13 protein-coding genes are annotated in these 16,818 nt (G+C 37.6%); 12 read left to right on the forward strand and 1 reads right to left on the reverse strand.

What is annotated here, in order from left to right:
- The first annotated feature begins 43 nt into the window (after positions 1-43).
- The 3 genes from VXN63_RS00325 (at position 44) to kduD (ending at position 2,772) form a co-directional block, all read left to right on the forward strand.
- Complete coding sequence (locus tag VXN63_RS00325) at positions 44-922, forward strand: ROK family protein (RefSeq protein WP_327755985.1); 879 nt, start codon at positions 44-46, stop codon at positions 920-922.
- A 211-nt stretch (positions 923-1,133) separates the two neighbouring features.
- Positions 1,134-1,964 (forward strand): 5-dehydro-4-deoxy-D-glucuronate isomerase, encoded by an 831-nt coding sequence (gene kduI, locus VXN63_RS00330; protein ID WP_327755986.1) that lies wholly within the window; start codon positions 1,134-1,136, stop codon positions 1,962-1,964.
- Positions 1,965-1,989: 25 nt separating this feature from the next.
- Positions 1,990-2,772, forward strand: a complete 783-nt coding sequence (gene kduD / locus VXN63_RS00335; RefSeq protein ID WP_327755987.1) for a 2-dehydro-3-deoxy-D-gluconate 5-dehydrogenase KduD — start codon at positions 1,990-1,992, stop codon at positions 2,770-2,772.
- 53 nt (positions 2,773-2,825) lie between these two features.
- Here kduD and VXN63_RS00340 read toward each other — a convergent pair whose 3' ends face one another.
- Positions 2,826-3,584, reverse strand: coding sequence for an IclR family transcriptional regulator (locus tag VXN63_RS00340; RefSeq protein WP_327755988.1), 759 nt, complete (start codon positions 3,582-3,584; stop codon positions 2,826-2,828).
- Positions 3,585-3,825: 241 nt separating this feature from the next.
- Here VXN63_RS00340 and VXN63_RS00345 point away from each other — a divergent pair, with 241 nt between their 5' ends.
- The 9 genes from VXN63_RS00345 (at position 3,826) to VXN63_RS00385 (ending at position 16,641) form a co-directional block, all read left to right on the forward strand.
- Positions 3,826-4,671, forward strand: coding sequence for a sugar phosphate isomerase/epimerase family protein (locus VXN63_RS00345; protein WP_327755989.1), 846 nt, complete (start codon positions 3,826-3,828; stop codon positions 4,669-4,671).
- Positions 4,672-4,689: 18 nt separating this feature from the next.
- Positions 4,690-5,796 carry a beta-galactosidase BglB gene (bglB, locus tag VXN63_RS00350; protein WP_327755990.1) on the forward strand — a complete coding sequence of 369 codons (1,107 nt, stop codon included), beginning with the start codon at positions 4,690-4,692 and terminating at the stop codon, positions 5,794-5,796.
- Positions 5,797-5,911: 115 nt separating this feature from the next.
- Positions 5,912-6,544: a YesL family protein gene (locus VXN63_RS00355; protein WP_327755991.1), complete on the forward strand. Its 633-nt coding sequence runs from the start codon at positions 5,912-5,914 to the stop codon at positions 6,542-6,544.
- A gap of 45 nt (positions 6,545-6,589) precedes the next feature.
- Positions 6,590-8,377, forward strand: a complete 1,788-nt coding sequence (locus VXN63_RS00360; protein ID WP_327755992.1) for a glycoside hydrolase family 35 protein — start codon at positions 6,590-6,592, stop codon at positions 8,375-8,377.
- Between the two features lie 29 nt (positions 8,378-8,406).
- Positions 8,407-10,251 (forward strand): rhamnogalacturonan lyase, encoded by a 1,845-nt coding sequence (locus tag VXN63_RS00365; RefSeq protein ID WP_327756610.1) that lies wholly within the window; start codon positions 8,407-8,409, stop codon positions 10,249-10,251.
- Positions 10,252-10,428: 177 nt separating this feature from the next.
- Positions 10,429-12,717 (forward strand): helix-turn-helix domain-containing protein, encoded by a 2,289-nt coding sequence (locus VXN63_RS00370; protein ID WP_327755993.1) that lies wholly within the window; start codon positions 10,429-10,431, stop codon positions 12,715-12,717.
- Positions 12,718-12,735: 18 nt separating this feature from the next.
- Positions 12,736-13,449, forward strand: a complete 714-nt coding sequence (locus VXN63_RS00375) for a DUF1961 family protein (protein WP_327755994.1) — start codon at positions 12,736-12,738, stop codon at positions 13,447-13,449.
- Complete coding sequence (locus VXN63_RS00380) at positions 13,442-14,128, forward strand: YesL family protein (RefSeq protein ID WP_327755995.1); 687 nt, start codon at positions 13,442-13,444, stop codon at positions 14,126-14,128. The genes VXN63_RS00375 and VXN63_RS00380 overlap by 8 nt, the downstream gene beginning before the upstream one ends.
- Positions 14,125-16,641: an exo-rhamnogalacturonan lyase family protein gene (locus VXN63_RS00385; protein ID WP_327755996.1), complete on the forward strand. Its 2,517-nt coding sequence runs from the start codon at positions 14,125-14,127 to the stop codon at positions 16,639-16,641. The genes VXN63_RS00380 and VXN63_RS00385 overlap by 4 nt, the downstream gene beginning before the upstream one ends.
- Positions 16,642-16,818 lie beyond the last annotated feature (177 nt).

Raw genomic sequence — 16,818 nt, forward strand, 5'->3', positions numbered from 1 at the left:
CTTCTTCAGTTATTTACCCGAGAAGGCCTAAGAGGAGGAAAACATGAGTCTACTAACGTTTGATATTGGAGGAACCTCTGTGAAGTATGGCATCTGGTCTGACGATCAGTTATCTGAAAAACAGTCTTTTCCTGTCCCTGATAATTGGGATGAGATGAAAGCGGAACTGAATAAAGTGAAAAGTCAGTTTGAGAATCAATTTGATTTAGAAGGGGTTGCTCTTTCAGCTCCGGGAGCTGTAAATCAGATTGATAGAAGAATTGAAGGGATCAGTGCAATACCTTACATTCACCATTTTCCAATTTATGATGAGCTTGAAGAACTTTTTGGTTTACCTGTAGCTTTGGAAAATGATGCGAATTGTGCAGCATTAGCTGAAGTCTGGAAAGGCGCAGCAAAAGACAATAAAAATGTATTGTTTGTTGTGATCGGAACAGGTATCGGGGGTTCTGTGATAGTAGACAAAGAAGTTCAACATGGCGCGCATTTATTTGGTGGTGAGTTTGGAATCATGCTACTGAACGAAAAAGAAACGTTCAGCCAATTAGGCACGACGGTAGCGTTGGCTAGAAGATATAACGAAAGAATGGATATGACCGCTATGCCAGTCGACGGGAGAACGGTTTTTGACTTAGCTGAACGAGGGGATGAAGCCGCCGCAGAAGAAGTTGAAAAATTCTATAGGTATCTGTCGATGGGACTATTTAATCTCACTTATGCGTTTGATCCAGAAGTGATCTTAATCGGTGGCGGCGTATCCAGTAGACCGGACTTATTAGAAAAACTGAATGCAGAAATCGAAATCTTAATGAAAGAACTGGAACTAGACATTTTTAGGCCAGTTCTAGATGTTTGTGCGTATAAAAATGATGCCAATTTAATTGGGGCTGTTTATAATTTTAAAAGCAAGCATACAAATTAAATCATGATAATTGAAAAGCGTAGACTGATCAGAGAATGTTCTGACAGGTCTACGCTTTTTTAGCGAAATAGTTTCCTATATGGAAACTATTTTAAATGCTAGAAATCACTTGCATAAAAGAAATCGCTTTACTATACTATGTATATAGTTTCTTATACGATAATAATATTTCCAAATAAGAAATAATTAAATTAATCAGGAGGAATTATTCATGGAAACAAGATATGCTACAGGACCGAATGACGTTAAGAGACTCACAACTGATGAATTGCGTAAGCAGTTTATGGTAGAGAAAATCTTCGTACCGGGTGAAATTACATTAACGTATACTCATCACGATCGTATGATTTTTGGTGGCGTTGTTCCTACTGGAAAAGAACTTTCAATCAAATTAGATAAAGAACTAGGTGTTGACTATTTCCTGGAACGTCGTGAACTTGGCTTAATCAATATTGGTGGAGACGGAACCATTGTATTAGATGGTGAAAAGCATGAAGTGAATAACCGTGATGGATTCTACGTTGGTAAAGAAACAAAAGAACTGATCTTTGATTCAGTTGATCCAAATAAACCAGCAAAATTCTATGTGGTTTCTACACCTGCACACAAAAAATATCCAACCGTTAAATTGGATATCAACAAAATGAATCCGCTAGAAAAAGGGGAGCAAAGTACATTAAATGAGCGTAAAATTTATCAATATATCCATCCAAATAATTGCGAGAGTTGCCAATTACAGATGGGATACACCATTTTAGAACCTGGTAGTACTTGGAACACAATGCCAGCACATACCCATGACCGTCGTATGGAGGTTTATCTATACTTCAATATGGAACAAAATACACGAGCTTTCCACTTTATGGGCGAACCGGATGAAACACGTCACTTAGTTATGGCGAATGAACAAGCGGCCATTTCACCAAGCTGGTCTATTCACTGTGGTGTTGCTACAGCAGATTATACATTTATCTGGGCAATGTGTGGAGAAAACATCACTTATGACGATATGGATCATGTAGATATGGGCGACTTAAAATAATTTCAAATTACAGGAGGAAAAACAAATGTCAGATCAATTAAAAGATTTTTCACTAGATATGTTTTCATTAAAAGGTAAAACAGCATTAGTTACAGGTGGAAATACAGGTTTAGGAATGGCATACGTCGTTGCACTGGCTAAAGCTGGAGCAGATGTAATGGTTGCAACTTTCGACAATAATGTTGAAGAAGTAACTTCTCTAGTAGAACCCACTGGAGTCAGACTGGAATTTTATCAAGCAGACTTAACTAAAATCGATCAGATGGAAGCAATGGTCGAAAAAACTGTAGAACTTTTCGGCAAAATTGATATCCTAGTAAACAATGCAGGGGCCATTAGACGTGCGCCATTACTTGAATACAAAGACGAAGACTGGCAAGCTGTCGTTGATATTAATCAAAACTCTGTTTATTACTTAAGTCAGCGTGTAGCTAAACATATGGTTGCACAGGGTTACGGTAAAATTATCAACATTGCTTCAATGCTTTCTTTCCAAGGTGGGAAATTTGTTCCTTCGTACACTGCAAGTAAACATGCTGTACAAGGATTAACAAGAGCCTTCGCCAATGAGCTAGCTGAACACAATGTAACCGTCAATGCAATTGCTCCAGGTTACTTCATTTCTGCAAATACTGCACCTATTCGAGCAGATGAGAAACGTAACAAAGAAATCGTTGACCGTATTCCAGCAGCGAGATGGGGAGATCCATCAGAACTTATGGGAACTGTCGTGTTCTTAGCTAGTCCGGCTTCAGATTATGTAAATGGACATGTTCTAGCTGTCGATGGTGGATGGTTAACAAGATAATTAGCGTAAATAAAAGTAGCTACCCAGTCATTTGATTGGGTAGCTACACTTACTTAACTTAAAGCTTTAATTAGTTTTTTTCTGTATAAGAGAATATTGCTTTGGAGTGACTCGAGCACCTCGTCTGATAGTCGATATTTTGGCAAACTGATACTGATTGCACCATAATTTGTTTTCCCAACTGTAATACTTGAACCGATACAAAACACATCAAGATCATGCTCACCATTATCGAATGCAAATCCATCTGTTCTAGCTTGATTGACTTCATCAAATAATCGTTCAGGAGTTACGATGGTGTTTTTGGTTTTACCAATCAGTTCATTTTTCTCGATATAATAAGCGATATCATCGTCCTCTAAATCGGCAAGCACGGCCTTTCCCATCGCAGAACAATAAAGAGGGATTGACTTCCCAATTTCACTATAAAGGGAAACCGGCTTTTTGCTAGCAATCTTAGTAATATATTTGATGTAACCAAATTCGTGAATACCTAAATGAACGGTCTCGTCAGTTGCTTTCTGTAAATCCTCTAAAAAGGGTTGTGCAATACGTTTGATGCTTAATTGATGCAAACTTTTGTTGGCATATTTTAAAAGTCTTGGTCCTAGACTAAATAATTTTGTATCTGGATCTTTTTGAACATAACCAATCAAGAGTAATGTATTGAGAATTTTTGAGGCTGTCGGTGGGGTTAAGCCTGTGTGTCTTGCGATTTCACTAAGTCTGTGCTGACTATCGTCGCTGGACAGAAATTCCAAGATATCATCAGCTTTCAATAAAACACTACCATAAGCCTGTTTTTGTACCATAATTTAATAATCCTTTCTAGACAATTTATTTCTTTATTATAAAGTTGTTTTCCTTATAAGAAATTTTTATCATTATATCAAACGTCAGTCATAGGCACAATAGGTTAACGAATAGATATTAGGATACAACATGATTGCTTATATGGAAATTCTATTGTCTAGGTAGAAACGTAAGAGGAAGTTCTATATAATTGTGGTAAGGCTTACATTTATCAAATTAAATTAAAGGATGCTGTTAGAAATGAATTTGAATATAGGAATAAGAGCACATGATATTGTAAATACAACACTTGAAGATTTGGTCCAGAAACTTCGAGAAAAATCGATTCATTCGATTCAACTTGCCCTATTAAAATCTGTCAAGGAAGTCTCTTTGACCAATGAGAATTTTAATGTCGGTCTTGCGAGAAAGGTTGGAAGACTATTCGATCAGAATCAAATCGATATTATTGTACTTGGATGTTACATTAATATGATTCATCCAGATGCAGACGAACGAAAAAAAGCACTCGATTTCTTCAAAACGCATATTCGTTATGCGAGTGATTTTAAAGCAGCAACAGTTGCTTCTGAAACGGGCGGTGTATATCCTGAAATCCAGTTCACTAGAGATAATTACACAGAAGAAGCCTATCAAGAAGTACTGAAAAGCATGAAAGAGCTGGTAGGCGAAGCTGAAAAATTTGGAGTAATTATGACAGTGGAGGGTGGAATTAATCATCCAATCTATTCACCTGAGATGATGGAACGGTTATTAAACGATGTTGATTCTAACAATCTTCAGGTCATACTTGACCCTGTAAATTACTTGTATCCTGAAGATACGAGTATAAAAGCCCAACACGAAGTGATTGAACAAGCCTTTGAACGCTTCGGTGATCGAATTACAGTCATCCATGCTAAAGATTTCAAAGTGAAAGAGGGAGCATTAGAAATTGTTCCAGTGGGGACAGGAGATATGGATTATGCCTATCTGATAGATAAAATCAGTCAAACAAAACCTTGGATTCCAATTCTTCTAGAAGAAACACAAGAACCACATATTGGAAAAAGTATAGAATTTTTAAATCAACTCAATTATGAATAAACAAAGGATGGGTAAAAAATGAGCACAACAGTAAGCACTGAATTAAACAAAGAGTTAATTGTTGAGAAAATAGATTTACTAGCTGAAAATCTTTCAAACATCAATGATGTGAATGGTGAATTCTTGTTCGAACTTGATGGCATGATGATTGATGATAAAAGCTGGCATGTATGGAACTGGCCACAAGGAGTTGGGCTTTATGGACTACACTCTTATTATAAACTGACGAAAAATGTCGAAGCTAAAAGAATCCTAGACGAATGGTTCGAGCAGCGTTTACTAGAAGGTTCTCCGCCTAAAAACGTCAACACGATGGCGCCGCTACTTACGATGGCTTTTATCTACGAGGAAGAAAATAAGACAGAGTTCAAACCTTATTTAGAACAATGGGCCGAATGGGTTATGCACGATATGCCTAGAACGGACGAAAATGGACTACAACATATGACATATGGTCCGCCAAATACCAATCAATTATGGGCGGATACTTTAATGATGACCGTATTACCGTTAGCGAAAATTGGTCTTTTACTAGACAAACCGGAATATGTAGAAGAAGCTAAAAGACAATTTTTACTACACATCAAATACTTGTCTGACCGCAAAACAGGACTTTGGTACCACGGTTGGACCTTTGAAGGACATCACCATTTCGCTGATGCACTATGGGGTCGTGGAAACTGCTGGGCCACCATTGCCATTCCAGAGATCATAGACATTTTGAACTTAAAAGAAGGCGACAATTTTTATGAATTTTTAGTAGAAACGCTTAAAAGACAAGTAGAAGCACTAGGTGAGTATCAGGATGAAAGTGGCTTATGGCCAACATTGATCAATGAATCAGACTCATACCTAGAAGCGTCAGCTACTGCCGGATTTGTTTTCGGTATTTTGAAAGGTATCCGTAAACGCTATTTATCAAAAGAACACTTACCAATGGCTGAAAAAGCGATCAAAGGCTTATTAAATAATATCAATGAAGAAGGAGAACTTGAAAAAGTTTCTATCGGAACAGCGCTTAGAGGAGAATTGGATTATTACCGCAATGTCAAAATTACGACCATGCCTTATGGACAATCTCTGGCAATCTTAGCTTTCTCAGAATATCTATACACATACGCATAAAGATTGAAAAAATCAGTTATTTAGAATGACATTGATAGATGGAAGGCAGGAGAAGTTACTTTGACTGTCTTCCATTTTCATTACATATCTCCATTCCAATTAAGGTAGGTGTACCATGACAAGTGCTGTTTTTTTGGATAAACTCTATAAGTTACTCAACTGGCTGAAGATTCTCATTTGGTTAAACCTGTTGTGGATAGGATTTACTGTCGCAGGACTAGGTATTCTAGGGTGGGCACCCGCATTGGTTTCAGTGTTTGGGGTATTAAAAAAATTGCTCGAAAAACAAACTTTTTATTTACCTGTATTCAAAATTTTTCTGAACAATTATAAAACGTACTTCATCAAAAGTAACTTGATAGGCTATCTATTTCTTATCAGCTTTAGTAGCTGCTGGTATATCCTTTCCAAGAGTTCTCAATTGAATGAAGCACTGTTTTTCATTATTGCATTAATACTTGGTGCTTTAATGAGTTTGATTGTAGTTGCAGCTTTATTTTGTATTCCTGTCTTATTAGAAGAGAAGAATGGGTACACTGAAGTCATCAAAATTAGTCTGGATAAAGGATTACGTTTTATCCCATATTCAGTCAGCGTCATAGCGTCTTTGATTGCAATGACTTCTCTTTTTTTCTTCTTTTCTTATTTATTGATTGGGCTTTCGGTAAGTTTGCCTGCTGCAATGATTAGTCTGATAAATGCTCAGATTGAAAGAAAAGAAACACTAGAACAAACAAAGGACTATTAGCTACCGTTCAATTTGTAAGCGGTTAATATTAAAGGAGATGAAAAAATGGCTCAAAGACATATTCGTATCGATGATCAAATTACAATTGGAAACGAACCCGTTAAAATTATTTCTGGGGCTGTACATTACGGGCGGATTCATCCTAGTTATTGGAGAGATAGACTAGAGAAAATTAAAGCGATGGGTTGCAATACCATTGAGACTTACGTTCCCTGGAATATTCATGAACCAGAAAAAGGTACCTTTCAGTTTGAAGGACAGTACGATTTGATTCGATTTATTGAATTAATTCATGAGCTAGATTTGTATTTGATTTTAAGAGCTTCTCCATACATATGTGCTGAATGGGAATTTGGTGGATTGCCTTACTGGCTCTTGAAAGACCGCAATATGAGAGTACGTAGTTTGTATCAGCCCTACATGAATCATCTTGAAGCATTTTTCGAAGTACTGATCCCTAAAGTTTCAGAATACCAGATTCATAAAGGTGGACCCATTATTTTGGTTCAAGTAGAAAATGAATATGGGTATTTCAGTAACGAAAAAACCTATACAAGAAAGTTAGCGGATATTTACAAGCGGTACGGGATTGAAGTGCCTCTTGTAACTTCTGATAGTACGAGGGAAAGCATTATGATGTCTGGGGAAATTTCTGATGTAGCGATGCCAACGATCAATTGTGGGTTCGATCTTAAGGAGCGCTCTCAGATACTAGATAAAGTGAATCCAGGTAAACCAAGAATTGCAATGGAGTTCTGGTCAGGCTGGTTCAATATTTGGGGTAGTCCTTCTCAAGAAGGAAGAGATGTGAATCAGATCAATAAAGATCTCAAAGAAATGTTGGAAATTGGTCATGTCAATTTATACATGGCTCATGGAGGCACAAATTTTGGCTTTATGAATGGTGCAAATTATTATGAAAAAGTAGACGAAGAAGGAAACTTTGTTGAAGAGTATGCTCCTGCGACGACTTCTTATGATTACGGTGCACCAATATCAGAAAACGGAGAGTTAAAAGATCGATACTGGACCTATAAACAAACGATACAAAATATTACAGGTGTAGAGACCGTTTTACCTGAAGAATTGAAAAAAACAAAAAAAATGGCTTATGGAGATCTTCAAGTTCAAGAAAAAGTAGCACTATCTGAAACGCTAGAAGATTTAGCAAATCCCGTATTTTCACATTATCCAATGACAATGGAAGAGTTGGATCAAGATTTTGGTTACGTTTTGTACAGAAGCAAACTTGGAGATAAAGATTGGTCCCAGACAATTAAATTGCTTGGTACGAAAGATAGAGCCCAGGTATTTTTGAACGATCAATTACAATTCTCAGCCTATTTGAAAACTTTTTATAAAAAACAATCGATTCAACTGGAAAAAGGCACAGAAAATACACTAGATATTCTCGTTGAAAATATGGGACGAGTGAACTTTGGTCCTTATTTAGATGATCAGCGTAAGGGAATCACTAAAGCCGTGATGCTTGATGAATATCAACATACAGGTTGGTATCATTATACGCTCTCATTAAAAGAAATTGAAAAAGTAGATTTCAAGAAGGACTATAAAGAGCAGGTTCCAGCCTTTTACAAATCTAGTTTGTTGATAGAGGATGTAGCGGATACCTACATCACCTTACCTGGTTGGGGTAAAGGTGTCATTTTTATAAACGGTTTCAATATTGGTCGGTTCTGGGAAAAAGGACCTCAAGAAAGCTATTATATACCTAGCCCTTTATTACAAGAAGGAGAAAACGAAGTTATTATTTTTGAAACAGAAGGTAAAGTAACGGATAAAGTAACGTTTATAAAAAATCTGATCAGCTAATCCATTGGAGGAGACGTAAAGTGACGCAAATGATAGAAAAAGTTGGTAAGCAGTTAGAATACCTTGATAGAGGATTAATTGCAGTACAAACGGATAAAGGGATTTTAGTTCGGTGGCGGATTCAAATCACAGAATACAAACAAGCACGTTTTGAACTGTATCGAAATGAAGAAAAGATTGCCGAGATTAAAGAGTCTGAAAACAGTAATGTCTTAGATACAGAAGGTCGATTAGATTCTAAGTACAGCGTTAAGACGCTTATACCGGGAAAAGAAGCTATTTGGTCAGAAACGGTAAGTGTCCATGAACATCCATATTTCGATATTCCCATGCAAAAACCTAAAGACGGCGTAACGCCCGATGGAAAAAACTATACGTATTCAGCGAATGATCTTTCCGTTGGAGATGTAAACGGAGACGGCCGTTATGAAATCTTCGTGAAATGGTATCCGAGCAATGCAAAAGATAATGCTCATGAAGGATTTACCGGAAATACTTATCTGGATTGCTATACGCTTGAAGGAGAACAACTGTGGCGGATCGATCTAGGTGTAAATATTAGATCAGGCGCACATTATACACAATTTCTAGTCTTTGACTATGACGGGGATGGAATCGCCGAACTCCTATGCAAAACGGCTGATGGAACAATTGATGGAGAAGGCACGGTCATTGGAAATGAGACTTTAGACCATAGAAATGAACAAGGATTTGTAGGAGAAGGCGCGGAATTTTTGACACTATTTGATGGTGAGACCGGAAAGGCTCTGGATACGATACCTTATAAACCAGACCGAGGAATTCCTGGAAGTTGGGGGGATCACGAATGGAATCGCGAGGACCGCTTCTTGGGCGGAGTGGCTTATTTGAACGGAAAAACACCGAGTGCACTTGTTTGTAGAGGGTATTACACTAGAGCAGTCATAGTCGCTTATGATGTGAAAGATAAAAAGCTGGTTGAACGTTGGACGATGGATTCTGATGATGGAGTCCCAGAACTGATGGGTCAGGGGGCTCATTCGCTGAGTGTTGCTGATGTCGATGGAGACGGTTTTGATGAAGTTATCTATGGCGCGGCCGTGATTGATCATGATGGTTCTCTACTTTATTCCACAGGTATTGGACATGGAGATGCACTTCATGTCGGAAAATTTGATTTGGACCGAGATGGCCTTCAAATATTTATGACGCATGAAGAGACACCAAATGAGCATGGGTTTGAAATTCACGATGGTAAAACAGGAGAAATCTTATTCAGTATTCCTTCTCCTGATGAAGATATCGGACGGGGTATCGCTGCAGACATCGACCCAAGATACAAAGGGGTTCAACTGTGGGGGTATGCACCTGAAGGACCACTTAGAGTTAAAGGAACGGAAAGTTACTATACCGTTAAAGGAGAAGTGATTGACGGTCCGGTTTTACCAGCTAATTTCGTGATTTGGTGGACAGGAGATTTAGGTAGGGAGATATTAGATCATGATTTTGATCCAGATACAGAAGAGGGTATCGGAACAATCATGAAGTGGAACTGGGAAAAAGGCGAAACAGAATTATTATTGAAAGCAGAAGGTACAAAATCAAACAACGGAACAAAAGGGAATCCAAATATTCAGGCCGATTTGTTTGGCGACTGGCGTGAAGAAGTGATTTGGAGATCAGATGATTCAACGTTTCTTAGAGTCTACACTACTCCTTATTACAGTCCGCATAGATTATACACTTTAATGCATGACTCTATGTACCGCGTAGCAATCGCTTGGCAAAATGTTGCTTACAACCAGCCACCACATCCGAGTTTTTATATTGGATATGATGAAGAAGAGATTCAAATACCTTTACCAGAGGTTCATCTAGTGAAGAAAGACCAATAGATCGTCATTTTCATGAAATGACGTACCCTATAAGTTTGATTAAATCGTTAGAAAAGATGAACAGATTGCTGACAAGAAGCGTCTTGTTCATCTTTTCTAATTTACTTAGGTGTTGAATAAAGACATCCTTACTCTCAGACTCAGTTTAAAAGGTATGACATCGGGAGGGATAATGATTTGAAACCATCAATCAAATTAAACTGGAGACGCTTCGTAAAAGCGGCTACTTATTCAAAACATATTGAAAAGAAAAAATGGATATTGATCTTACTGACCATCAGCATACCTAGTCTGTTGATTGGTTTAATGATGTATGTTTTTGGGATTGCGCATCTCAAAGCAGAATTAATTGAGAATCATGAAGAACAGATTGAGAATCAAGTCGAGTACATGGATGCGCAAATTAGAAGTCTTGAAGTGAATTTGAATTACCTCAGTCATGAACGCCCCTTTAGAAGATCGTTAGCAGATGTTAATTTTCAAGAGGATTTTGAAATGACAGAGCAACTTTCCAGTACGTTATTTTCAATGCAAAATAGCAATACTCTAATAGAACAGGTACATCTTTTCATTAATTCTGATAGACCTTCCGTATTCAATCCGCAGTTTCACTGGACAAATGAACAGATTACATCAGAATATCAAAGATACCTTGGAAATGAAGAATCCTTTTTTTGGGAAAGGAATTTTATACAAGCGGAAGAGGATACTCATAAATTCCCGCTCGTACTCGTAAGAAATCTTTCTTCCTATCAGACATTTAACGATCATGCTTCTGTATCGTTTGTCGTTGAACTGAACCAAGAAGCGATGCTACAGATGATTGATGGATTAAGTATGAATAGCGAGGGTACAGCATTTCTAATTGACGAGAAAACCGGGATGATTGTCTCCTCTAATCATAATCGATCTCGTTTCCTCATAGAGAATTTACTTAATGAAGAACACGCTGAGCCTTCTTTTACAACGAGCTGGGATGGACAAAGTTATTCGGTTTCCTCAGGTTCTATCAACCGAGTAAACACAGATTGGACTTATATGTCCGTTGTCCCAATCTCTTACATTACAGCACCAATCGAACGGTTATCACAGATACTGATACTCACAAGTATCATGGGTATGGTTATTTCTTACATTATTGGGAATTTTGCATTGAAATCTGTCTATCAGCCATTTTCCAAGTTTATGGATGCTATCAAGACAGAAGGTGACGATTCTGAAAATACGATTGACTCATTAAATCGAAATTGGAAAGCAATCAATCAAGAGAAAGAATTTTTAGAGGTAGAAGTAGAGCAGTTAAATCAAAAGCTGATTGAACACTTCATGACACAGTTGGTAAGAGGGCAATTAACAAGTTACTCAGAAGAGAACCTTCGCGAACGTGCAGAAAAGTATCATATCGATGTCTTAAACAAACACTATTATTTTATGGACATTGAACTGACAGGTAAGAAGAAAAAAGGATTACTTCAAAAAAAGATGGAAGAGTGTATCGAAAGTATCTACTATCCAATACAATTCAACGATCGGTTTATGGGAATCGTGTGGATTGTAGAAAACGAAGACGAGTTGAAGCCACAAGTAGAAGAGCTTTATCAATCCATTAGTGCAGATGCAGGTATGGATAAAGTGGTCATGCTGCTCAGTCATTCAGTAGAGCAGTTATCGGATATCTATCAAGCTGTGGAACAAGTTTATCAAAGAAAATACAAAGGAAATAGCTATGAACATACAGTTTTAATCTGGTTATCTGATCTTGAAGAAGGTCAAAAGAAACATATTCCTTTAGATTATCCTTTTTCCATTGAAAGCGACATGATACAGGCAATCGATTTTCTTAATTTTGACCGAGCAGTTCAGTTATTGGATCAATTTATCTTATTACTTGTTGAACAAGATGAGAGAAGTATTCAGTATGGCTTCATTCAATTGTATAGCGGTATTCAGTCTCAAATTCTTAGAGACGGGTTGAGTCCTTATAAAGTGTTTGAAGGTAGGAACATTATGAAAGAAATCATGCACAACTATGATGTAATGGATTTAAAACAATTGCTTATCGAACGCGTGATTCAACCTTACATCACGGCCAAAAAATCGGAAGACTTAACCACGCAGGAATATATCGTAAAAGAAGCCATTAGATATATTCAAGCTAATTATATGTATGACCTTTCACTAGAAGAATGTGCTGAAGAACTCGAAGTCAATACTTATAATTTAAGCAGATGGTTTAAACACGCTGTAAAAGAAAACTTTTCAGAATACGTTACCCATTTCCGTATGGAAAAAGCCAAAAGGCTCTTAGCCGATACGGATAAAAAGATTGGAGAAATAGCCGAAAGTGTTGGCTATCAAAATAGTTATTTCAACCGATCGTTCAAGAAATTGTTTTCCATGACACCAGGTCAATATAGAAAACAGCATCAAAAACCAGACCAGCTTGAAACTCGATTCAAATCTTAAAAGAGAGGGCGATGGTAAGTGGAACCAGAATATTTATTTAAAATAGGAAAACCTCTTTATAAAAACGAATTAAAAACAGAAAACGACTTAAAAGACTTCGTTTCTGAAGGAACCGTTATTGCTTCAATAAAAAACGATGAACTCCTATTGGAACACGAACAGAAGCCTGATGATGCACACTTTGTTTATTGGAACAAAAACCAATTTTCTGACAACATTGTTATCGAGTGGAACTTTAGACCATTAGCTGAGCCAGGTTTATGTATGCTATTTTTTGCGGCAAGTGGAAAAGGACAAAAAGACTTGTTCGATGCAAGCCTACCTGTTAGAACCGGTGAGTACCCAGAGTATCATTCTGGAGAAATCAATGCACTACACTTATCTTACTTTAGAAGAAAATGGTCAGAAGAGAGAAGGTTTCATACATGTAACTTGAGGAAAAGCGCTGGATTCCATTTGGTTGCTCAAGGAGCGGATCCTATTCCTTCGGTTGCAGATGTAAATCAGAACTATCAGATGAAATTGATCTATTTTAAAGGGATTGCTCAATTCTCAATTAACGACCTTGTGGTTCTAGAATGGAAAGATACAGATTCTTCAATGGGACCAGTACTTCAAGAAGGGAAAATAGGTTTTAGACAGATGGCACCAATGAAGGCAGCATACAGTCAATTGATAATCAGTGAAGCGCATTTGATCCATAAAAAGAATCGAGGTGAACAAAATGAATAACCCAAATGGATTTATGGGGAAATTATATCAAGGAGTAGAGTTTCTCTATCATTTGCTTTTTTTAAATGTACTCTGGCTTGCGTTCACTTTATTAGGGGGGATCGTTCTAGGATTTGGTCCGAGTACAGTTGCGCTATATGCTGTTACAAGAAAATGGATACAGAAAGAGATTGGGACGGATAAAGATATCTTTCTGACTTACTGGACTACATTTAAAAAAGAATTTATAGCAGGTAATATCATCGGTTGGAGCACACTAATTGTCTTTTATATGCTTCTTGTGAATTATCGATTTACGAATCTCAGACCAGGTTCAGTTTTTGCTTTTATAAATGCCGGGACGATTGTGATGGCCGGAGTGTTATGTGTTTTATTAGCTTACCTTATCCCGTTGTATGTTCATTATCGGTTAAAGTGGAGCGATTATTTGACTAAAGCTTTAGTTCTGTCTTTTATCCAACCTTTGCCAACCATACTCATCATTGCCTGGTTAGCTCTTGTTGCTTTTTTGACATGGCGTCTATTTCCCTTTTCTCTACTAGTTAGTATGAGTGGACTTGCCTACGGTTTAATGGGTATTTGTTATTCATCTTTTATGAGAAATGAGTTTTTACTTGAAGATAAAGAAAAACAAAAAAGTACGCACTATTATTCTGATTATAAAGGAGAAAAGAAATGAAACTATCCTGGTTAGATAAAGCGCCTAAGATTCCTACTGGCATAACTTTTGGACTACCTTGGGTTAAGGGGAAAATAACAGAAGATCAATTGTTGAAAGGATTTGAATTGAACCAAGAGCCCATACAAAGTTGGCCGACAGCTTATTGGCCAGATGGAACAATCAAATGGACCGCTCATTCTGTTATTATCAGCGTAGACGATCAAAACCTTGAATTATCTGTATGTAAAGAGCAAAATCAAACAATTCCGGATCTTTATTTTGAAGAAGATGATAAGCAACTAAAGATAAACAACGGTTTAATGAGTGTGACATTCAATAAAACAGGCACGATTTTAATCAATGAGATCACGAACCGGGAGTCGGAGACGATTGCCAAAAATGGACGCTTAATCAGTACAGTCCAGACAATTGAGCAAACAGAACAAGCAACCATTCGCAAGGATCACGTTCAGGAAACGACAATAGTATCTGTCTTACTTGAAAGAATCGGATCTCTTCAAGCAACAATAAAGATAAGTGGTTACATGGGAGAAAATCGACTGTTACCTTTTGAATTCAGAGTGAAACTTTATAAAGATTCTCCTGTTTTATCGATTGTTTCCACTCACTTTTACAATGGAGACTCAGATAAAGATTTTGTTAGTAGCTTGGGTTTTGAGCTTGAGACAGTACCTAAAGGAGAAGCTTATAATCGGCAAGTAAGGTTAGCGAGCGGTCAAAAAGTTTATAATGAAGCTGCACAAAACCTTGCGACTAGGCGTTACCGTTCATCTTCGCCTTATAGAGAACAATTAGACGGACAAATGATCCAGAAAAATGCGGAGACTGAGGCGATTCTTTCTGAAGCCGAAAGTAATGCAATCTGGAATGATTACACCTTCTATCAGAATACGGCGACAAGTGGAGTTTATCGAAAGAGGACCCATCAAGAAAATGCCTGGTTAACGGTACCGGCCATTGAACAGTCAGATGGTTTACTTTATTCAGGTGGAGAAGCAGGCGGTTTGGCCATTGGTTTAAGAAGTCTGGCTGAAAAGTTTCCAAGTCAACTGTCTATTAATCATTTGAATGAAGACGTTTCTAAAGCAACAATTTGGTTCTGGTCTGCTGAACATGAACCGATGGACTTGAGACATTATGACAAAAAAACGCATGTTGACGCTGCTTACGAAGGGTTTCCTGAGATGAGAGCAACACCGGTTGGAATCTCAAATACAGACGAAGCGGTGATTGTGCTATTTGATCATGTTCCAAAGGATGCAGAGTTAATAGAATATGCTAGTCAGTTAAATCAACCACCTTTACTTATCGCTCAGCCGGAGTATTATTTCGGAACTAAAGCAACTGGAGAATGGAGTCCAGTAAGTAAAGTTTCCGAAGCAGATCAATTTATCGAAGAACAATTGCAGTTATTACTAGATTTCTACATTCAAGAAATTGAACAAAGAAGCTGGAAGGGCTACTGGAACTTTGGAGATATTATGCATTCCTATGATAAAGACAGACACCAGTGGTTTTACGATACAGGCGGTTATGCTTGGCAGAATACTGAACTAGTGCCTAATCTTTGGTTGTGGTACAGTTTCTTCCGAACAGGAAGTGCAGATATTTTTCGGATGGTTGAAGCGATGTCCAGACATAACAGTGAAGTCGATCGTTACCATTTTGGAGAATATGCTGGACTTGGCTCCAGACATAATGTCAGTCACTGGGGATGTGGCTGCAAAGAAGCGAGAATCAGCATGGCTTGTTTATATAAATATTTTTATTATCTGACAGGTGATGAAAGAATGAAAGACCTGCTCGAGGAAACGAATCATGCAGATGAGACGCTTGAAATGCTTGATCCGATGAGAGAGTTTTATGAGGAACCAGAGAAAAAAGGTGTTACACATGCTAGACTTGGACCAGATTGGGCTGCCTTTACATCAAACTGGTTGTCAAAATGGGAAAGAGATAAGGATCCCACGGCACTTAAAAGTATACAGACTGGACTCGATGCTATAAAATCCAGTCCACATCGATTACTTTCAGGACCAACTTTTGAGTATGATACAAGTACAAAAGAATTAATTTATATTGGAACGCCGGAAGAAGGCGCGTATCATATGGAAATAGCCTTTGGTGCTCCACAAGTATGGATAGAACTAGCTGAATTGTTGGAAGACGATCAATTTAAAGATATGATTGCTGAATTCGGGAACGTTTACGCGATGGAAGACCAGCAGATGATCGAGCAAGTTGATTCAGAGATTAGACATCAGAAATTTGCCTGGCCTATGTTTTCAGCGGGACTTGTTGCGTATGCTGCAAAACGATTAAAAAATCCTGAATTATTGAAAACCTCTGAACGTTATTTATTTGATGAAGAGATCTCGGGCGTTTTATTACCGATTCAGATTGAAATGGTCGACACATGGAAAGAGCTGAAAGAAATCCCTTGGATAACGACAAATGTCGCAGCCCAATGGAGCTTGAATGTTTTGATGTATTTGAAATATAGGTCTTAATGATTAAACTGATGGAGCAACAGGAAGCATACTTCTCTTGTTGCTCTTTTTCGTGTAATTCAGAGGACAGTGATATAAAAGTTACGGTATAAAGCGTTTACAACAAAGTGATATTTGTGCAAGATAGTTAAATTTGTAAAGGTAGAGGGCAAAAGAACCTTGATTTATATAGGACTA

It is taken from the genome of Marinilactibacillus sp. XAAS-LB27 (genome assembly GCF_036039175.1).
In the GTDB taxonomy this organism is placed as follows: Bacteria; Bacillota; Bacilli; order Lactobacillales; family Carnobacteriaceae_A; genus Marinilactibacillus.